This window comes from Stenotrophomonas sp. YJH_SMC_65, assembly GCF_059369475.1.
This window is the reverse complement of sequence record NZ_JCAFSR010000013.1, coordinates 59,968-78,630: the sequence shown is the minus strand read 5'-3', so window position 1 is coordinate 78,630 and position 18,663 is coordinate 59,968. Positions and strand designations below refer to the sequence as shown.

Sequence of the window (18,663 nt, the reverse complement as noted above, 5' to 3'; positions counted from 1 at the left end):
TACTGAGCTCATGACGCCTTGTCACAAAGAAATCGCCATGGCTTCACGGTTGATTGATCGCATGGAGGGCTATTGTCGTCCTGAGCCTCTCGCTGACGTCCCCCACGTCCTGCGTCGACTTCCTTCCCAGCACCAGCGCCCGTCCGGGCGCCGCTGGCGTCTGTCTGCCTGAAGCATCCGAGATCATCCCCATGGCCCGCGCCGCCCAGTCCGCTTCACCCGTTGCGATCTCTCCGCTCACGCCCGTGCCGATCGGCACTCGCCGCGGCCACTCGCAACCGTTGGATCTCCCAGAACTGGTGCAGCGCGTGCTGTTCGTCGCCACCGAGATGGCCGACTTCATCAAGGCCGGCGGACTGGGCGATGTGGCCGCGGCGTTGCCGCGTGCGGTGCGCGGTGCATGTGATTCGCGCGTGCTGCTGCCCGGCTACCCGGAGGTTCTGCAGCGCCTGCCACAGCTGCGACCGGTGGGGCGGGTCAGCGCCCGAGCCGGGTTGCCCGCGTGCACGATCGGCATGGCGGTGCAGGCCGACGGCCTTCCGATCTACGTGCTGCTGTCGCCTGGGCTGTACGAGCGCGAGGGCTCGCCCTACGTGGATGGGCAGGGACAGGAGTGGAAAGACAACGCGGTCCGCTTCGCCACGCTTTCGCATGCGGCTGCGGAGATTGCGGCCGGGCGCGCCGGGCTGGACTGGGCGCCGCAGCTGCTGCACCTGAATGACTGGCCGGTGGCCATGGCTGCCGCCTACGTACGCTGGGACCGGACAGCCGTGCCGACCCTGCTGACCATCCACAACCTGGCCTATCAGGGGCTGTTTCCCTACGCGCTTGCGCCGGTGCTGGGCGTGCCGGCCGAACACCTGGATGAACTGCACTTCCACGGGCAGATGTCGTTCCTGCAGGGCGGCATCACCAATGCCACGCGGCTGAACACGGTCAGCCTGCGCTACGCGCAGCAGATCACCGCCCCGGATGACGGCTGCGGGCTGCATGACCTGTTGGCGCGCCGGGCGGCCGGCGGACACCTGAGTGGCATCGTCAACGGCATCGACGCCAGCTGGGATCCACGCCGCGACATCCACCTCAAGGCCCATTTCGGCATCGGCGAATGGACCGGGCGCGCCACCAACGCGCATGCGGTGCGCAAGGCGTTCGGGCTGGCGCCGTCGACCGGCCCGCTGTTCGCGGTGGTCTCCCGCCTGGTGCACCAGAAAGGCCTGGACATCACCTGCGACGTGGCACCGCAGATCGTGGCGGCCGGCGGCCAGCTGGTCATCATCGGCGGCGGCGAGCCGCAGGTGGAAGCGCAGGTGCAGGCGCTGGCCCGGCGCTACCCCGGACGGGTGGGCGCATTCATCGGCTTCGAAGAGGCGCTGGCCCGCCAGATGTTTGCCGGCGCCGACTTCCTGCTGATGCCTTCACGCTTCGAACCCTGCGGGCTGAGCCAGATGTACGCGCAGCGCTTCGGCTGCCTGCCCATCGCACACGCGACCGGCGGGCTGGTGGATACCGTCGAGGATGGCGTGACCGGATTCCTGTTCCACGGCGCCAATGCCGATGGCCTGCGCCGCTGCGTGGAACGGGCGATGCGCACCTTCCGCCTGCCCGGCCTGCTGCAGGCCATGCGCCGCGCCGCCATGCTGCGGCCGGGTGGCTGGGATGCGGCCGGTCGCGCGTATCTGGCCCTGTACCAGCAGACCTGCCAGGTGGCCGCATGAGCCACGACAGCCTGCATCTGGCCGCCCTGGAGGATGAAGCGATCACGGAGACGGGATTGGATCAGCGTATCGCCCCGGCGCTGCAGGACCTCGTCCACGCGCGCCCGGCCGATGCATTCGCCTGGCTGGGCCCGCATCGCCAGCCAGAAGGCGGACGCCAGCTGCGCGTGCTGGTGCCGCATGCGCAGCGCGTCGAGGTGATTGCAGACGATGGGCGGCGCTGGAACCTGTCCCCTGGCCCGTTGCCCGGCCTGTTCGAGGGCGCGGCCGGTGACGCGGCGATACCGCTGCTTGCCCTGCATTTCGAACAGGGCGTGGAGCAGGTGCACGATGCCTATGCGTTCGGTCCACTGTTGGACGAAGCCCTGCTGCAGCGGTTCCATGCCGGTGATGCCGATGCGGCGCGGCAGCTGGGTGCGGTGCCGATGCAGGTGCAGGGCATTGCGGGCGTGCGCTTCGCGGTGTGGGCACCCAATGCCCAGCGGGTCGCCGTGGTTGGCGATTTCAACGGGTGGGACGGCCGACGCCATCCGATGCGGCTGCGTCACACCGCCGGCGTGTGGGAGCTGTTCCTGCCGGGCGTGCAGGCCGGTGCCCGCTACAAATTCCGCATCGTCGGCGCCGACGGCCGGGTGATGCCCGACAAGTTCGATCCGATGGCGCGCTGGGCCGAGCTGCCACCGGCGACCGCATCGCGGGTGCCTTCGGCTGGGCAAATGGAGTGGCACGATGATGCTTGGTTGGCGGCCCGCCGCCTGGCCGGAACCTGCGCACCGCTGTCGATCTACGAAGTGCATGCGGGTTCCTGGCAGCGCAGCGACGATGGTGCGCCGCTGGACTGGGATGCCCTGGCCGACCGTTTGATTCCGTACGTGGCCGGTCTTGGCTTCACCCATATCGAGCTGTTGCCGGTGAGCGAGCATCCCTTCGGCGGTTCCTGGGGCTATCAGCCGCTGGGGATCTACGCGCCGACGGCACGCCATGGCACGCCACAGGCCTTCGCACGCTTCGTGGACCGCTGTCACCAGGCCGGCGTGGGAGTGATCGTGGACTGGGTGAGCGCGCACTTCCCCAACGATGCGCATGGCCTGGCCGGGTTCGATGGCACCGCGCTGTACGAGCATGCCGACCCGCGCGAAGGGGTGCACGCCGACTGGGACACGCTGATCTACAACTACGGCCGCAACGAAGTGGCCGCCTACCTGATCGGCAGTGCGTTGGAGTGGGTGGAGCGCTTCCATGTCGACGGTCTGCGCGTGGACGCCGTAGCGTCGATGCTGTACCGGGATTACAGCCGTGCCGAGGGGGAGTGGGTACCCAACGAGCAGGGCGGGCGCGAGAACCTGCAGGCGGTCGCTTTCCTGCGGCGGATGAACCAGACGCTGCGGGAGCGCTTCCCGGACGTGCTGGTGATCGCCGAGGAATCCACCGCGTGGCCGGGGGTGACAGCGCCGGTGGAGGAGGGCGGGCTTGGCTTCACCCACAAGTGGAACATGGGCTGGATGCACGACACCCTGCAGTACCTGGGGCGCGATCCGGTCCATCGTTCGCATCACCACAGCCAGATCAGCTTCGGCCTGGTCTACGCCTTCTCCGAACGGTTCGTGCTGCCGCTGTCCCACGACGAGGTGGTGCATGGCAAGGGCGCGCTGCTGGCCAAGATGGCGGGCGAGCCGGCACAGCGGCTGGCCCAGCTGCGCGCGTATTACGGCTTCATGTGGGCGCACCCGGGCAGCAAACTGCTGTTCATGGGCGGCGAGTTCGGCCAGGGCCATGAGTGGTCGCACGATGCGGCACTGGACTGGGCACGGGCGGCCAGCAACGAGGGCCAGGGCCTGTCGCGCCTGGTGGGCGACCTCAATAACGTGCTCCGCGCCGAACCTGCGTTGCATCGCGACGAACGCGACGAACGCGGCTTCGACTGGAGCGTGGCGGACGACAGTCGCAACAGCGTCTACGCCTTCATCCGCCGGGATCCTGCCGGCAGCGGCCGCACCCTGCTGGTGGTGAGCAACTTCACCCCGCTGCGTCGCGACGGCTACCGGGTCGGGGTGCCGCAACCGGGGCGCTGGAGCGAACGGCTCAACACCGACAGCGCGTATTACGGTGGCGGCAATGCGGGAAACCTCGGCGCAGTGCATACCGAGCCGAGGCCGATGCACGGCCACGCGCAGTCGCTGCGGCTCACGCTGCCGCCGCTGTCCACGCTCTACCTGCAGGTTGATGCATGACCACAGTGGCCCCGCGCCTGGGCGCTTGGCCGGTGGCCGGTGACGGGGTGGAGTTCCGCGTGTGGGCACCGGGCGCAAGGACGATGGCGCTGTGCCTGCAAGGCACCCAGCGGCCGATGCAGCGCGACCCGGACGGCTGCCACTGGCTGCGAATACCGGCATCGCATGGCGACCGCTACCGGTTCCGCCTGCCTTCTGGCCAGGACGTGCCCGACCCGGCCTCGCGCTGGCAGCCGGACGGCATCGACGGCGACAGCGCGGTGGTGCTGGATACCGACGCGACGGGGCCTGCCTGGCAGGGGCATGCCTGGCAGGACCTGGTGATCTATGAGGTGCATATCGAGGCCGGGGGCGGCTTCGCGGCGTTGACCGCGCAACTGCCGATGCTGGCCGCGCTGGGCATCACCGCCATTGAACTGATGCCGGTCGCGCAGTTTCCCGGGCAGCGCAACTGGGGCTACGACGGCGTGTTCCCGTATGCGCCGGCCCATGCCTACGGCGGGCCGGCAGCGCTGAGGGCCTTCATCGAGGCGGCGCACGATGCAGGGCTGTCGGTGCTGCTGGATGTGGTCTACAACCACTTCGGACCCCAGGGCAACCACCTGCGCGACTACGCGCGCGGGTTCTTCCGTGACGACCGCAGCACGCCGTGGGGCGAGGCCATCGACTTCCGCCAGCCCTGGGTGCGGCGCTTTTTCATCGACAACGCGCTGATGTGGTTGCGCGACTACGGCTTCGATGGCCTGCGCCTGGACGCGGTGCACGCCATTGACGATGACCGTTTCCTGCAGCAGCTGGCCGATGAGGTACGTGCGGTGGCCCCGCACGCGCACCTGGTGCTGGAGAACGAGCGCAACCAGGCGCGGTGGCTGCGCGGCGCCTACCAGGGACAGTGGAACGATGACTTCCACAATGCGCTGCACGTGATGCTGACCGGCGAGCAGGAAGGCTATTACGCGGCCTATGCCGGTCGCGCCGAAGCACTGCTGGCGCGCTGCCTGGCCGAAGGATTCGCCTGGCAGGGTGAACCGGACCTGCGCGGCAATCCCCGCGGCGAACCCAGCGCCGACCTGTCGCCCGCGCGTTTTGTGGTATTCGCGCAGAACCATGACCAGGTGGGCAACCGCGCTTTCGGCGAGCGCCTGTCGATGCTGACCGATCCTGCGCCGCTGCGCGCGGCGCTGGCGCTGACCCTGCTGACGCCGATGATCCCGCTGCTGTTCATGGGCGAGCCGTGGCAGGCGCAATCGCCCTTCCTGTTCTTCACCGACTACGCGCCGCCGCTGGACGAGGCGGTGCGCGAAGGGCGTCGCCGTGAGTTCGCTGGTTTCAGCGCCTTTGCCGACGCCGCCGCGCGAGCGCGTATTCCGGACCCGAACGATGCGGCGACCCTGCAGGCGTCGTACACGCCACCGCCCGGCGATGGTCCCTGGTCGCAGCACTGGCTGCGCTGCACGGGTGAGTTCCTCGGCCTGCGCAGGCGCTATCTGCAGCCGGGCCTGCTGCATGCGCGGTCGCTGGGCGCGCGCGTGCTGGGCCAAGGCGCGGTGCAGGCGGGCTGGCAGTTGCCATCGGGCCAATGGTGGATCGCGATCAACGTGGGCCCTGTGCCGGTGGCGCATGCGGTGCCGGCCGGCGAGTACGTCGTGGGGCCGGACGCTGCCGGGATGCTGCCGGCAGGCGGCGGCGTGCTGGCCTGCTGGGTCGCCGCATGAATACGGATGCAGCGGTGCGGGAGACGGCCCGCCGTGCGGGCCTGCTGGTCCGCTGGACCGACGTGGCCGGTGCCGCGCGCGAGGTCGCACCGGACGTGCTGCGCGCCGTGCTGGAGGGGCTGCAGTGCGAGGCGGTGCCCGAGCACGCTGGCCTGCGCACGGCCTGCTGCGGACAGCTGCTGGTGATGCCGGAGGCAGCCGGTGCAGCGTGCTGGGTGGATGAGCAGGGCGCAGCGTTGCCCGCCCGTGCCGATGCGCAGGGCCGCTGGCGCGTGCCGGACCAGCCCGGCTACTGGCAGTGGCGCCGGGGCGACCAGCAACAGGCGGTTGCGGTGGCGCCACAGCGTGCCTGGTGGCCGCGGGGCACGCTGCGCGGCTGGGGCCTGTCGGCGCAGGTCTACAGCCTGCGCGCGCCCGGTGATGCCGGCATCGGTGACAGTGCCGGCTGTGCACGATGGAGCGAGCTGCTGCACCGGCACGGCGGCGACGCACTGGCGTTGAGCCCGCTGCACGCCGGCTTGCCACCGGGCCCAGGCTACAGCCCCTATTCGCCCAGCGACCGGCGCTGGCTCGACCCGCTGCAGGTCTCCCTGCCGCAGGTACTGCCCGGTGCTGCCAACAGCGTGCTGGGCGTGGACGAGGCGCTGGCGGCGGCGGTGGAAGCGGGAACTGCCGCACGTCGCATTGACTGGCCGCACTCGGCGGCAGTGAAGTGGCGCTGGATACGGCAGGTTCGCCAATGGATTGCAGCGCAGGCACCGTCGCAGCACGCACAGATCGAAACCTGGCGTGCCATGCAGGGCGATCCGCTACGGCACTATTGCCAGCATGCCGCCGACCGGTTCACCGGCAGCGCGGACGACCACGCGTTTGCGCAGTGGTTGGCACAGCAGGGCTGGGCGCAGGTACACGCCACGCTGCGCGACGAGGGCGCTTCGATCGGGTTGATTGCCGACCTGGCCGTGGGCTGCGCGCCGCAGGGCGTGGAGGCACGCACCGGGGGGGCTGATCTGCTGCAGGGACTTGAGCTGGGTGCGCCGCCGGACGCGTTCAATCCGCTCGGCCAGGCCTGGGGCATCACCAGCTGGTCACCGATGGCGTTGCTGCGCGAGGGCTTCGCCCCCTACCTTCGCGTGCTGCGCGCCGTGATGTCCGGCCGCGGCGGGCTTCGCATCGATCACATCCTGGGCCTGCTGCGGCTGTGGGTGTTGCCCCGTGGCGCGGACGCCGGGCAGGGCGTGTACCTGCGCTATCCGTTCGATGATCTGATCAACCTGTTGGTGCTGGAGTCCTGGCGGCATCGCTGCGTGCTGATCGGCGAAGACCTGGGCGTGGTTCCGCCGGGCATGCGCCAGCGGCTGGCAGCCCGGGGCATTCTGGGCATCGAGGTGCTGCCGTTTGCCCGCAACGGCGCGCGCTTCCTGCCGGCGCCGCAGTGGCGCCGCGATGCAGTGGCCATGCCCTCCACCCATGACCTGCCACCGCTGGCCGGTTGGCTGCGCGGGCGTGACCTGCGCTGGCGCGCACGCCTGGGTGAGCTGGCGGATCTGCCAGCGGCACTGCGCGCGCGTGCCAGCGACGCGCAGGCACTGTCTGCAGTGGTTGGCGGCGAGGGCGCGCCGCTGGACGCCAGGGCGTTGTCTCTGGTCGCCCACGCGGCGTCCCGGCTGGCGTTGCTGCCGCTGGAAGACGCGCTGGGCGGTCGCGCACAGGTGAACCTGCCAGGCACCGTCGGCGGCCATCCCAACTGGCGCCGCCGCCTGCCGCCGACGTGGGATGCTGACTCGGCCGATGCGCGCGTGGCGCGCCTGAGTGCCACGCGCCGCAGGGCCGGGCAATGACGGGGTTGCGTGCCACCGCGCGCCTGCAGCTGCACGCAGGCTTCGACCTCGGGGCGGCTGCCGCGCAGGTGCCGTACTACGCCGCGCTGGGCGTCAGCCACCTTTACCTGTCACCGATCGCTGCGGCGGTGCCCGGGTCGACGCATGGCTACGATGGCATCGACCCGGCTCGCATCAATCCGGAACTGGGCGGTGAAGCGGGCTTCCGGCAGCTGGCGGAAGTGACGCGCGCGCACGGCATGGGCCTGATCCTGGACATCGTGCCCAACCATCTGGCGGCGTCCCCGCACAGCCAGTGGTGGAGCGATGTGCTGATGCACGGGCCTCGAAGCCCGCACGCAGCTTGGTTTGACATCGAGTGGGAGGCGCCGGGCTGCGAGGGCCGGCTCTGGCTGCCGGTACTGGACCGGCCGTTGCACGACGCGGTACGCGACGGCGTGGTGCGCGTGGTGGTGGACAACGCGCGGCCCGTGCTGCGCCACCATGGCCTGGCATTGCCGTTGTCGCCGCGCAGCCATCCGCTGGAACCCGCGCAGTGGCCGGCGTGGGCCGAACGCTGCAACCGCAGCGTTGAACGGTTGCACACGCTGCTGCAGCGGCAGCACTACCGTCTGGCCTGGTGGCGCACGGCCGGCGATCAGGTGAACTACCGGCGCTTTTTCGATATCAACGAACTGGCCGCGCTGCGGGTGGAGCGCGAGGATGTGTTCGAGGCAGTGCATGCGCTGCCGCTGCGGCTGGTACGCGAGGGATGGGTGGACGGCCTGCGCATCGACCACGTGGATGGCCTGTCCTGCCCGGGCGCGTACCTGCAGCGCCTGCGTGAATCGCTCGACGCCGCCTGCGCGGCCGGCGGTCGTGACCCGCAGACCGTCAGCCTGCATGTGGAGAAGATACTGGCCGAGGGCGAGCAGCTGCCCGACGGCTGGGCCTGCGACGGCACCACCGGCTATGACTTCATGGACCAGGCCGGTGCCTGGTTGCACGATCCGGCGGCTGCACCCGCGCTCTCGCGCACGTGGCAGGCGCTGGGCGGTGACCCGCGCAGCTTCGACCGGATCCAGCAGGACGCCCGCGCCATGTTGCTGCGCCAGGGCCTTCATGCCGACTTCCAGCGGCTGCTGCGCAGCGCGCAGCAGGTCCTGCAGCCGCGGCTGGCCGAAGCCGATATCGGAGTGGCTGCGCTGGCCCGCGCATTGGCTTCCGTGCTGGGGCATTACCGCACCTACCGGCCCTATTCGCTGCAGGGGGCGGGTGAACGAAAGGCGCTGGCGGACGCTTCCGCCGCAGCGCGCCAGGCACTGGACGGTGCCGCACGCGCGGCGCTGGACCTGTTGCTGGCAGCGCTTGCCGGCGAGGCGCAGGCCGAGCGCGTGCTGCGTGCGCGTTTCGGTCAACTGGCCGCGCCGTTGAATGCCAAGTCGGTGGAAGACACCGGGTTCTATCGCTATTTCAGGCTGCTCTCGCGCAACGACGTCGGCAGTGATCCGCAGCGGCTGGGCATGGAGGGGCGCGCGCTGCTGGAACACGCCGCCGCGCGCCTGCGTCGCCATCCCAGGGCGTTGCTTGCGCTTGCGACCCACGATCACAAGCGCGGCGCCGACAGCCGGGCACGGCTGGCGGTTCTCAGTACCTGCACGTTCGAATGGCGGGACGCTGTGCGGCGCTGGAACCGGATGTTGACCCGCGCCGGCGCGCCGATGCCATTGCCGGGTGCCGAGGCCTACGCACTGTGGCAGGCGCTCGTGGCCGCATGGCCGATGCACGGTGCCCCTGGCGCCGACTTCGCCTCGAGGATGGTGCAATGGCTGACCAAGGCATTGCGCGAGGGCAAGCGGGTCAGCAGCTGGTCAGACCCGGATGTGGCCGTGGAGGAGGCCGCCGCGCAGTGGCTGCACGCGCTGCTGGACGCAGCGCCCTTGCAGCCGGTGCGCGAGGCGCTGGCGACGTTCGTGGCGCGCATCGCGCCGGCCGGCGCCTGCAACGGCCTGGCGCAGCTGTGCCTGCAGCACTGCCTGCCCGGCGTGCCCGACCTCTACCAGGGTGGGGAAGGCTGGGACCTGAGCCTGGTGGACCCGGACAACCGGCGTGCCGTGGACTATCCAGCGCGGCAGGCGTGGCTGCGCGATACGCGCGGGTGGCCCGCGCTGCTGGAAGACTGGGGGGACGGTGGCATCAAGGCATTCCTGCTGCGGCAATTGCTGGAGTGCCGCCGCAGGCACCCGCACCTGTTCCTGCATGGCCAGTTGCAGCCGCTGTCCGCGCCTGCGCGCTCGCCGTGGCTGGCGTTCACGCGCAGGCATCAGGCGCAGGTGCTGCTGGTGATCGTGCGCCGGGGTTCGCCCGCCGCCGTGCCTGGGCCCAGCCTGCACGCCGCGCACGACGTCGGCACCGGCGTAGCACTGCACGGTGTGCCGACAGGCCCCATGCGCAACCTCCTGGACGGGCGCATCGAACATTTCAACGCAACCGCGGACGTGGGCAGGCTTCTGGCTGGCAGCCCGCTGGCGATATGGATCAACGAGGAGACAGGTAGGGATGGACAGCAGGGAACGACGGCAGCGGATTGAGGCATTGGCCCACCAGATCTGGGAAGCGGAGGGGCGCCCGGACGATCAGCAGCAGCGGCACTGGCACATGGCCGAGCGCCTGGTGGAGGCCGAGATTGCCGCGGCGCGCGGCGAGGAGGGCACCGATGGCCAGCCGTAAGTGGACGCAGACCTCACGCGTGCGCGAAGGCCGGCCGTTCCCGCTGGGCGCGACGTGGGACGGGCTGGGCGTGAACTTTGCGCTGTACTCGCGGCATGCCACCCGGGTGGAGCTGTGCCTGTTCGATGCGCGCAACCGTGAAGTCGAGCGCATCGTCCTGCCTGAGTACACCAACGAGATCTGGCACGGCTACCTGCCGGACGTGCGGCCCGGGCAACGCTATGGCTATCGGGTGCACGGCCCGTATGCGCCGGAGGAGGGGCATCGCTTCAATCCCAACAAACTGTTGCTGGACCCCTACGCCAAGCAGATCGTCGGCGAGCTGAAGTGGGCGCCGCACCTGTTCGGCTACACCCTGGGCCACCGCGATGGCGATCTCAGTTTCGACCGCCGCGACAGCGCCAGCTACATGCCACGCTGCGCGGTGATCGATCCGGCCTTCAGCTGGGGTGTCGAACGTGCACCCGCAACGCCCTGGGACCGGACCGTGATCTACGAAGCGCACGTGCGCGGACTGACCATGCAGCACCCCGATGTTCCGCAGGCCGAGCGCGGCACTTTCTCTGCCCTGCGCCACGACGCGGTGGTCGACCACCTCAGCCATCTGGGGGTGACCGCCATCGAGCTGCTGCCGGTGCATGCCTACGTGGATGACCAGCAGCTGCTCGAGCGCGGGCTGCGCAACTACTGGGGGTACAACACCATCGGCTTCTTCGCGCCGCAGCCACGCTACCTGTCGCTGGGCACCGTGGCCGAGTTCAAGCAGATGGTCGCGCGGCTGCACAGTGCCGGCATCGAAGTGATCCTGGACGTGGTCTACAACCACACCGCCGAAGGCAATGAGCTGGGCCCTACGCTGTCCTTCAAGGGCATCGACAATGCCAGCTACTACCGCCTGGCCGATGATCGCCGCTATTACATCAACGATACCGGCACCGGCAACACGTTCGACCTGACCAATGCCGGCGCGCTGCGCATGGTGATGGACTCGCTGCGCTACTGGGTGACCGAGATGCGGGTGGATGGGTTCCGTTTCGACCTGGCCACCATCCTTGGCCGCGAGCGGCATGGCTTCGATGCCTCGGGCAGTTTCCTTGATGCGGTACGCCAGGACCCGATCCTGAGCCAGGTGAAGCTGATTGCCGAGCCATGGGACATCGGCCCGGGCGGCTATCAACTGGGCCAGTTCCCGCCGGGCTGGGCGGAATGGAACGACCGCTTCCGCGATACGGTGCGCGCGCTCTGGCGCGGCGATGGCGGCCAGTTGCCGGAATTCGCCACGCGCTTCACCGGCTCGGCCGACCTGTTCGAACATCATGGCAGGCGGCCCTCGGCCAGCATCAACCTGGTGACGGCGCACGATGGGTTCACCCTGCACGATCTGGTGAGCTACAACGATCGCCACAACGAGGCCAACGGCGAAGACAACCGCGATGGCCACTCGCACAACCTCTCCAGCAACCACGGTGTGGAGGGCGACACCGATGATGCGGCGATCCTCTCGTTGCGTGCGCGGCAGATGCGCAACCTGCTGGCCACGCTGCTGTTCGCGCAGGGCACGCCGATGCTGCTGGCCGGCGATGAGTTCGGCCATTCGCAGCAGGGCAACAACAACGCCTACTGCCAGGACAACCCGCTGAGCTGGATCGACTGGGAGCGTGCGGCATCGCCGGCTGCACAGGCGCAGGTGGCGTTCGTACGCCGGGCGCTGTCGCTGCGCCGACGCTATGGCCTGCTGCGCAGGAACCGGTTCCTGCGCGGCGAATACGATGAAGCGCTGGGCCTGCGCGATATCGACTGGCGGCATCCTGACGGCCGCAGCATGGAGGAAGCGGACTGGCATGACGCAGGGCTGCGTGCGCTGCTGATCGTGCTGGACGGCCGCAGCCCGGACAGCGGCCTGCGCGAGCCCGGGCGGCATGTCAGCCTGGCCCTGCTGTTGAACGCCGGAGACCAGCCGCAGCGGTTCAGTGTGTCGGATGAAGCCTTGTCGTTCCGGCGCGTACTGCTGCAGACCGACGAAACGCCGTTGGAGCCGGATGAAGCAGGTGCCTGGACCCTGCCGCCGCGCAGCCTGTGCCTGCTTGCGGCCAGCAGCAGCGCCTGACGGCAGCGCGCGTACAGGCGGTGCTGCGATGACTGGCCAGCGCCGGGCCTTTGCCCGGCGCACCGCAGTCAGCCCATCAGGTAGCGCAGCAGCCCGGCCGAGGCCACGCCGATCAGCACCGTCGGCAGCATCGACAGCCGCGTGGCGGCCAGCAGGGTGATCGCCAGCGCGGCCAGGTCGGCGGGCTTGTCGGCGACGAAATCCGGAGCGATCACCGAGATCAGCACGCAGCCCGGCGCGGCTTCCATCACCGTCACCGCGCGCTTGCCCAGCGTGCGGTTGCGCAGCGCGAGGAAGCCGACGATGCGGGTCAGGTAGGTGGCGGCGGCCATCAGCACGATGGTCAGCACCGAGGACCAGTGGATCAGGCCGTTGAAGATCATGCTGCGTCCTCCGCCAGCAGCCAGGCGGCGGCCAGGCCGGCCAATGCGCCGCTGGCCACGTACCACGCACCCGGGATCAGCAGATAGGTGGCGGCGGCCACGACCAGGCTGACCAGCCACGGGCGCGCGGCCTTCATGCCCTGCCACATGCCGCGCAGCAGCACCAGGAACACGGCGGGGAAGGCCATGTCAAAGCCGTAGGCGTGGATGTCGCCCAGCAGCGGCCCGACGATCGCACCCAGCGCGGTGCAGGCCACCCAGACGGTGTAGAGGCCCGCGGAGACGCCCAGGTAATAGGCCAGGCTGAAGCCGAGCGCACGGCGGCGCGCATCGGCCACGCCCATCGCCCAGCTTTCGTCACACATGAAGAACAACGCCGGCAGCACCCGGCGGCGCGGCAGGTGCTGCAGCAGTGGGGCCAGGCTGGCGCCCATCAGCAGATGGCGGCTGTTGACCAGTGCGGTGATCGCCACGATCAGTGCGATGTGCGGTGGCGAGGTCCACAGTTCGACGGCGGCGAACTCCGAGCCGCCAGCGAAGTTGAGGCCCGTCATCAGTGGCACTTCCAGTACGCTCAGGCCTTTCTGGGCGGCCTGCGCGCCGAGCACCAGGGCGAAGGGAATGAAACCGATCATCACCGGCACGGCGGCGCGCAGGCCGCGCAGGAATTCGGCACGCGGCGCGGTATCGCAGGTGTCGGGCAGGGGGAGGGTGGTACGGGCGTCCATGGAACGGCACAACGAGGTGGGGGTGGCCCATGCTAGCGGTCCGATCGCGAAATCGGGTTGCGTTGATGCCACTGGATTCTGGATGATTGATATTTCATGCGGCCAGAAGTGACAAGGGCGAAATCCCATGCAGTATCAGCTCGACAACCTCGATCGGCGTATCCTCGACGCCCTGCAGCGCGACGGCCGCCTGCAGAATCTGGAGCTTGCCCGGCTGGTCGGGCTGTCGCCGTCGGCCTGCCTGCGTCGGGTGCGGCTGCTGGAGGAAGGCGGCTACATCGACCGCTACGTGGCCTTGTTGAACGAGGCCAAGGTGGGCCGTGGCTTCACGGTATTCGTCCGCGTGTGGCTGCGCGGGCAGGACGAGGACACCACCAATCACTTCATCAACAGCATCAAGTCTTTCCCGGAAGTGCTTGAATGCCATCTGATGGCCGGTGACTGCGATTTCCTGCTGCGGGTGGCGGTGGCCGACCTTGATGCCTACCGGCAGTTCCAGATGCAGCACCTGAACCGGATCGCCGGGGTGCAGAACACCAAGACCGAGATTCCGATGCAGCGGATCAAGCAGACGACCCAGCTGCCGCTGTGAAGGGCGGGGGTTTCCGCGCGGGTGGCGCCCGGCACCCGCAGGTAGTGCCGGCCGCTGGCCGGCAACCCCAGAAGCAACAGCCGAAGCAACAGCCGAAGCAACAGCCGAAGCAACAGCGTGCATTCCGTTGGATGGCGGGGTGGGTCCGGTTGCAGGGGACGCCGTAAACCCTTCCATGGGGGCTTGGCCGCGGCATTCATGCCGCGGACGCCCCTGCAACCAGACCCACCCCGCCTTCGACAGTTCCCCGCAATCTGCCGGAACGGCATGAACTGCTCCTGGTGGGTGTCGACCTTGGTCGACACGTCTGGGCCGGCACGGGGTCGGATCCCGTTGCTGCGCAACGGGCTCTGACCCCAGGCGTGGATGAGGTGGTCCGTTCGATTTATTGATTCCTGATGGGTGACTGGCTTCACGTCGGCTGTAGGCGGCGGTCATCGCAATGACATGTGGCCCCGCTACGGTTTGAGCCCGCTTGCGGGTCGCGCGCGGGCCGGGGTGCTGGTCCTGGTGCGCGTCCACTGCAGCTGCTGTCGCTGCCGAGGGTCATGTGTTCTACGTCAGGGGGCTGAATGGACACCATGCGGTCAGAACTTGGAAGGTGGCCATCGTCGCGTGGCTGCTGCTGTCCTCTGCCGCTGCCGGGCAGGACGGAGTTCATGCCTACGACATCCCTGCGCAACCGCTGGAACAGGCGGTCGAGCGCTTCAGCGTCATCAGTGGGTGGTCGGTGATGTACCCGGGCGACCTGGCCGCGGGCCGCAGCAGCCATGAGCTGCGCGCCAGCCTGGAGCCGCTGCCTGCCTTGCAGGTGCTGTTGCAGGACTCCGGCATCGAGGTCGAGGTGATCGGCGCGCAGCGCGTGGTGCTGCGCCGGGGCACGTCCTCGGCCGCCGAACCCGGTGTTGGCGCCGAACTTCCCGAGGCCGAACGTCGGCGTCGCTATGGCGGGCTGCAGCAGCGGCTGCGTGCGGCGTTCTGTGACGACCCGGAGATCGCGCCCGGCCGCTACGCCGCGACGCTGCGCTTCCGCATCGACGGCGCGGGCCGGGTGAGCGAGCCCGAGCTGCTGTCCGGCAGTGGTAGTGCCCGCCGCGATGCACGCCTGCTGCAGGCGCTGCAGGGCCTGGTGCTGGCGACCGAGGCCGCCGCGCTGGCGCAGCCGGTGACCCTGCAGATCCGTCCTTCCGGCACCGACCACGACTGTGGCGGGCGCGCGCCCCTTCCATGACTTCAAGGATTCGAACATGAGCAACGGTACGGCTGGCGCAGTTGACCTGATGGACCACCTTCTGGGGGCCTACGACGAGCTGAAGCGCCGGTTGGTGCGCAAGCTGGGATCGGAGGAACTGGCCGGTGACGCGCTGCAGGACACCTGGATGCGCCTGAGCGCGCGCCGTGACCGCCTGGACGCCGTGCAGAACCCTGCGGCCTACCTGCTGCGCATGGCGATGAATACCGTGATCGACCGCCAACGTGCCGACCATCGCCTGCTGAGCCTGGAAGAGGTGGAGACGCTGATGGACATGGCCGACCCGGCACCGGGGCCGGCGCAGGCGGCCGAACTGGACTTCGCGCTGGAGGACATGGTGGGCCTGCTGCAGCGCATGCCCGAGCGGCGTCGCCGCATCCTGCTGGCAATCCGCGTCGATGGCCTGCAGCAGCGTGACGTCGCCGATCACCTCGGCGTGTCGCTGCGGCTGGTGCAGCGTGAGCTGAAGGCGGCCCAGGACTACCTGGCCGAGCGCAGCGGGCAGGGGCGCCAGGTGCGGTTCTGAGCGGCGGCATCCGTCTACACTTTGACGCCGAGCAGAACCCCGCAGCGTGCGGGTCCGGCATGAGCCCCCATGGATCCTGACGATCACCCGCAACGCCCGCTGGATGCCGTCGAGCGCCAGGCGCACGCGTGGGTGGTGCGGCTGACCTCGGGCGAGGCTACTGCGGCCGACGGGCGCAGCTTCCGCGCGTGGTGCGAGGCTGATCCCCGTCATCGCGAAGCATTCGGCCGTGCGCGCCGGCAATGGGAGCAGGTACGCCTGGCCGGCGAGCAGCTGCCTGCCGCTGCACGCCAACCGGTCGTGCCGACGCCGACCCAGCGCTGGAGCCGGCGTGCCTTCCTGGGTGCCGCGATTGCCGCCCCGGCCAGCCTGGCAGTGGTGGCGGCGATCCGTCCGCCGCTGGGGCTGTGGCCCTCGGTGACGGCGATGACGGCCGACTTCCACACCGGTACCGGTGAACGGCTGCAGATCGCACCTTCGCCACAGCTGAAGATCGAGCTGGATACGCAGAGCAGCCTGCGCCGCCGTGCGGACACGGAGGGCGAAGGCTTCGAGCTGGTGCAGGGCCAGGCCGCGATCGAGACCCGGGCCGGCCTGCGCCTGGCCCTGTTCGCAGGGGCGGGCTGCGTGATTGCCGATGAAGGGGCGGTGCGCCTGGACGTGCGCAACACCCACGGCCAGGTACGGGTGACCTGCCTGCAGGGCAGCGCCCGGATCGAGCACCCGCAGGGCCGCCTGCAGCTGCAGGCGGGCCAGCAGACCCGGTACGACGAGCGCCTCAGTGGCGTGGTGGCCGAAGCCGTGGCCTCGGAAGTGAGTGCCTGGACCGAAGGCATGCTGGTGTTCCGCCGGGCGCCGCTGCGCGAGGTGGTGGAGGAGATCAACCGCTACCGCCGCGGCAAGGTGCTGCTGGGTGAATCGGCATTGGCGCGCGCCCCGGTCAGCGGCCGCTTCCGCATCGATGATCCGGATGCGGCGCTGGAGCAGCTGCGACTGACGATGTCGCTGGATCTGCGTCGCTTTCCAGGTGGCATTGCCGTCCTTGGTTAGGTGAAGACGCTGGACGTGCGCGCCGCGCAGGGCTGTTGCAAGCAAGGAGACGCCAAGGATGCGCAACGAGACCATCGGTGTGCTGGATCTGCGCCGCAATCTGTCGGCGTTGCTGGAAACCACCCAGCGACGGCCGTTGATGGTGCACCGCTACGGCTCGCCATGGGTATGCGTGGTATCGGACGCACAGTGGCAGCAACAGGCCGTGCTGCTGGACTTCGATCCGCAGTCGCACCCGCTGGCGATGCTGTTGCGCCTGCAGCAGCAGGTGCTGCCGCTGGCTGAAACCGGTGTGTTGCCGCCTGCGGCGCTGGCACGCGCACTGCTGCTGATGGACATGCATGGCATCAGGGATCTCGCGCAGCTGCACGAGCAGGTGCTGCACCACCGGCTGTGGCACTGGTTCGTGGCGGGCACCCGCGGGGTGATGGACGGCTGGCAGCTGCCCGCGGTGCGCATTGCGATGGCGTCGTGGTGCGATGACGTGGACATGACAGACGCGCTGGTCGCGTTCGCCGCGCGCAGCGACGTGGCGGTACTGGCCCGCCGCTGCGGGGGTGACGCACCGCGCCTGCAGCGCGAAGCCTGCAGGCGGATGACGCTGCGATGACGTTGCCGATGAAGCACCACCCAGCGCACAGAGCGGCATTCGCGCTGTCGCTTCACCTGCCTTGCTGACGTCTTCTCCAGAGTACGACGCACCACGCGTCGCGGAGCACGGGCGACGAAGATGGCAGACAGTCGCAGGATCAGCATGCTGGAGCTGGATCGCCACCTGAGCCGGTCACTGGAGCAGGCGCGGCACACGCCCTTGAATGTGCAACGCTACGGACACTCGTGGGTCTGGGTGCTGTCCAGTGATGCCTGGGCCGATGCCGCGCGCTGGGCGGCACTGGACAGCAGCGCGCATCCATTGGCGGCGCTGCGGCACGCCCTTGATCTGCAGCTGCGGCCGTGGTCCGAAGCAGCCATGAACGCGCTGCCGCTTGACGCAGGCGATGCGCGGCTGCTGCAACGTGCGGCCCTGCTGGTGGTCGTGCGTGATCTCAACAGTGCGCAGCGCGTGTACGACGATCTGCGCTATCACCAGGCCTACCGCACGTTCATCGGCCTCGACCATGGCACCGCGTGGTCGCCGATGCAGTGCGTGCGCCTGTTGCAGGCGTGCGCGCTTCCGCTGCTGCGCGGCTGCATCGACGAAACGCTGTCCAGTGTGCCGCCACACCTGCTCGAGGCGGCACGCGTACCGGCTGCGCCGGCGCCCGCCCAGGCACATGCGCAGCGAATTGCCGGCGGATGTTTATCGTACTGACACATGCACCGCTGACCATGGCGCAGCGGTCTCTTCCAGGATGACGAGGGCGGAACAATGGCAAGGCAGGTGGGTGGTCGCAGGGCTCGGCAGCAGGGTTTCAGCCTGATCGAGATCATGGTGGTGGTGGTGATCATCGGCATTCTCGCGGCATTGATCGTGCCGCGCTTGATGGACCGTCCCGACCAGGCGCGCGTGGTGGCAGCGCGCCAGGACATCGCGGCGCTGATGCAGGCGCTGAAGTTGTTCAAGCTGGACAATGGTCGCTATCCCAGCGCCGAGCAGGGCCTGCAGGCGCTGGTGAAGCCGCCGCAGGGCAGTGGCGCGATGCCGGTCACGCCCTATCTGGATCGCCTGCCGAATGACCCGTGGGGCCATCCGTACCAATATCAGGTGCCTGGCACACATGGCGACATCGATGTGTTCTCGCTGGGTGCGGACAGCAAGCCCGGTGGCGACGCCGGGAACGCGGACATCGGCTCGTGGCAGCTGTGAGGCA

16 protein-coding genes are annotated in these 18,663 nt (G+C 69.2%); 14 read left to right on the top strand and 2 right to left on the bottom strand.

Annotation, left to right across the window (positions count from 1 at the left end; all coding sequences use genetic code 11):
• Nucleotides 1-191: 191 nt before the first annotated feature.
• Genes glgA through glgX form a run of 7 tightly spaced genes read left to right on the top strand, consistent with a single transcriptional unit; the run spans nt 192 to nt 12,321 of the window.
• Nucleotides 192-1,718 (top strand): glycogen synthase GlgA, encoded by a 1,527-nt coding sequence (glgA, locus tag AC5P7A_RS19580; protein ID WP_080354736.1) that lies wholly within the window; start codon nt 192-194, stop codon nt 1,716-1,718.
• A complete protein-coding gene (locus AC5P7A_RS19575) occupies nt 1,715-3,949 on the top strand; it encodes a 1,4-alpha-glucan branching enzyme (protein ID WP_046430990.1) in 2,235 nt (744 codons plus the stop codon). Before glgA ends, AC5P7A_RS19575 begins: the two co-directional genes overlap by 4 nt.
• On the top strand, nt 3,946-5,664 hold the full coding sequence (treZ, locus tag AC5P7A_RS19570; RefSeq protein WP_495220525.1) for a malto-oligosyltrehalose trehalohydrolase: 1,719 nt from the start codon (nt 3,946-3,948) through the stop codon (nt 5,662-5,664). Before AC5P7A_RS19575 ends, treZ begins: the two co-directional genes overlap by 4 nt.
• Nucleotides 5,661-7,505 (top strand): 4-alpha-glucanotransferase, encoded by a 1,845-nt coding sequence (locus tag AC5P7A_RS19565; protein ID WP_495220524.1) that lies wholly within the window; start codon nt 5,661-5,663, stop codon nt 7,503-7,505. The genes treZ and AC5P7A_RS19565 overlap by 4 nt, the downstream gene beginning before the upstream one ends.
• Entirely contained in the window at nt 7,502-10,075 is a 2,574-nt protein-coding gene (gene treY, locus AC5P7A_RS19560) for a malto-oligosyltrehalose synthase (RefSeq protein WP_495220523.1), read from the top strand. Before AC5P7A_RS19565 ends, treY begins: the two co-directional genes overlap by 4 nt.
• Complete coding sequence (locus AC5P7A_RS19555) at nt 10,044-10,214, top strand: DUF2934 domain-containing protein (RefSeq protein ID WP_014647380.1); 171 nt, start codon at nt 10,044-10,046, stop codon at nt 10,212-10,214. The genes treY and AC5P7A_RS19555 overlap by 32 nt, the downstream gene beginning before the upstream one ends.
• Nucleotides 10,201-12,321 (top strand): glycogen debranching protein GlgX, encoded by a 2,121-nt coding sequence (gene glgX, locus AC5P7A_RS19550; RefSeq protein WP_014647379.1) that lies wholly within the window; start codon nt 10,201-10,203, stop codon nt 12,319-12,321. Before AC5P7A_RS19555 ends, glgX begins: the two co-directional genes overlap by 14 nt.
• Before the next feature lie 68 nt (nt 12,322-12,389).
• Here the strand turns inward: glgX and AC5P7A_RS19545 are convergent, their stop codons facing one another.
• Both AC5P7A_RS19545 and AC5P7A_RS19540 read right to left on the bottom strand, forming a co-directional pair.
• Nucleotides 12,390-12,704: an AzlD family protein gene (locus AC5P7A_RS19545; protein WP_014647378.1), complete on the bottom strand. Its 315-nt coding sequence runs from the start codon at nt 12,702-12,704 to the stop codon at nt 12,390-12,392.
• Complete coding sequence (locus AC5P7A_RS19540) at nt 12,701-13,432, bottom strand: AzlC family ABC transporter permease (RefSeq protein ID WP_046430980.1); 732 nt, start codon at nt 13,430-13,432, stop codon at nt 12,701-12,703. Before AC5P7A_RS19540 ends, AC5P7A_RS19545 begins: the two co-directional genes overlap by 4 nt.
• Before the next feature lie 127 nt (nt 13,433-13,559).
• Here AC5P7A_RS19540 and AC5P7A_RS19535 point away from each other — a divergent pair, with 127 nt between their 5' ends.
• The 7 genes from AC5P7A_RS19535 (at nt 13,560) to gspG (ending at nt 18,659) form a co-directional block, all read left to right on the top strand.
• Nucleotides 13,560-14,024, top strand: a complete 465-nt coding sequence (locus AC5P7A_RS19535; RefSeq protein ID WP_005413654.1) for an Lrp/AsnC family transcriptional regulator — start codon at nt 13,560-13,562, stop codon at nt 14,022-14,024.
• Between the two features lie 550 nt (nt 14,025-14,574).
• A complete protein-coding gene (locus AC5P7A_RS19530; protein WP_495220522.1) occupies nt 14,575-15,255 on the top strand; it encodes a TonB-dependent receptor in 681 nt (226 codons plus the stop codon).
• Nucleotides 15,256-15,271: 16 nt separating this feature from the next.
• On the top strand, nt 15,272-15,802 hold the full coding sequence (locus AC5P7A_RS19525) for an RNA polymerase sigma factor (RefSeq protein WP_032961748.1): 531 nt from the start codon (nt 15,272-15,274) through the stop codon (nt 15,800-15,802).
• 69 nt (nt 15,803-15,871) lie between these two features.
• Nucleotides 15,872-16,852 (top strand): FecR family protein, encoded by a 981-nt coding sequence (locus AC5P7A_RS19520; protein WP_049439476.1) that lies wholly within the window; start codon nt 15,872-15,874, stop codon nt 16,850-16,852.
• Between the two features lie 58 nt (nt 16,853-16,910).
• A complete protein-coding gene (locus AC5P7A_RS19515) occupies nt 16,911-17,462 on the top strand; it encodes a hypothetical protein (protein ID WP_049439478.1) in 552 nt (183 codons plus the stop codon).
• A 144-nt stretch (nt 17,463-17,606) separates the two neighbouring features.
• Entirely contained in the window at nt 17,607-18,164 is a 558-nt protein-coding gene (locus AC5P7A_RS19510) for a hypothetical protein (protein WP_229653703.1), read from the top strand.
• Between the two features lie 57 nt (nt 18,165-18,221).
• Entirely contained in the window at nt 18,222-18,659 is a 438-nt protein-coding gene (gene gspG, locus AC5P7A_RS19505) for a type II secretion system major pseudopilin GspG (protein ID WP_014647371.1), read from the top strand.
• Nucleotides 18,660-18,663: the final 4 nt, after the last annotated feature.

Coding starts and splice junctions, on each gene's coding strand:
- AC5P7A_RS19565 (WP_495220524.1), top strand. CDS start 5,661: ATGAATACGGATGCAGCGGTGCGGGAGACGGCCCGCCGTGCGGGCCTG.
- AC5P7A_RS19555 (WP_014647380.1), top strand. CDS start 10,044: ATGGACAGCAGGGAACGACGGCAGCGGATTGAGGCATTGGCCCACCAG.
- treY (WP_495220523.1), top strand. CDS start 7,502: ATGACGGGGTTGCGTGCCACCGCGCGCCTGCAGCTGCACGCAGGCTTC.
- AC5P7A_RS19510 (WP_229653703.1), top strand. CDS start 17,607: ATGCTGGAGCTGGATCGCCACCTGAGCCGGTCACTGGAGCAGGCGCGG.
- AC5P7A_RS19540 (WP_046430980.1), bottom strand. CDS start 13,432: ATGGACGCCCGTACCACCCTCCCCCTGCCCGACACCTGCGATACCGCG.
- AC5P7A_RS19545 (WP_014647378.1), bottom strand. CDS start 12,704: ATGATCTTCAACGGCCTGATCCACTGGTCCTCGGTGCTGACCATCGTG.
- AC5P7A_RS19525 (WP_032961748.1), top strand. CDS start 15,272: ATGAGCAACGGTACGGCTGGCGCAGTTGACCTGATGGACCACCTTCTG.
- AC5P7A_RS19515 (WP_049439478.1), top strand. CDS start 16,911: ATGCGCAACGAGACCATCGGTGTGCTGGATCTGCGCCGCAATCTGTCG.
- gspG (WP_014647371.1), top strand. CDS start 18,222: ATGGCAAGGCAGGTGGGTGGTCGCAGGGCTCGGCAGCAGGGTTTCAGC.
- AC5P7A_RS19535 (WP_005413654.1), top strand. CDS start 13,560: ATGCAGTATCAGCTCGACAACCTCGATCGGCGTATCCTCGACGCCCTG.
- glgX (WP_014647379.1), top strand. CDS start 10,201: ATGGCCAGCCGTAAGTGGACGCAGACCTCACGCGTGCGCGAAGGCCGG.
- treZ (WP_495220525.1), top strand. CDS start 3,946: ATGACCACAGTGGCCCCGCGCCTGGGCGCTTGGCCGGTGGCCGGTGAC.
- AC5P7A_RS19575 (WP_046430990.1), top strand. CDS start 1,715: ATGAGCCACGACAGCCTGCATCTGGCCGCCCTGGAGGATGAAGCGATC.
- AC5P7A_RS19520 (WP_049439476.1), top strand. CDS start 15,872: ATGGATCCTGACGATCACCCGCAACGCCCGCTGGATGCCGTCGAGCGC.
- glgA (WP_080354736.1), top strand. CDS start 192: ATGGCCCGCGCCGCCCAGTCCGCTTCACCCGTTGCGATCTCTCCGCTC.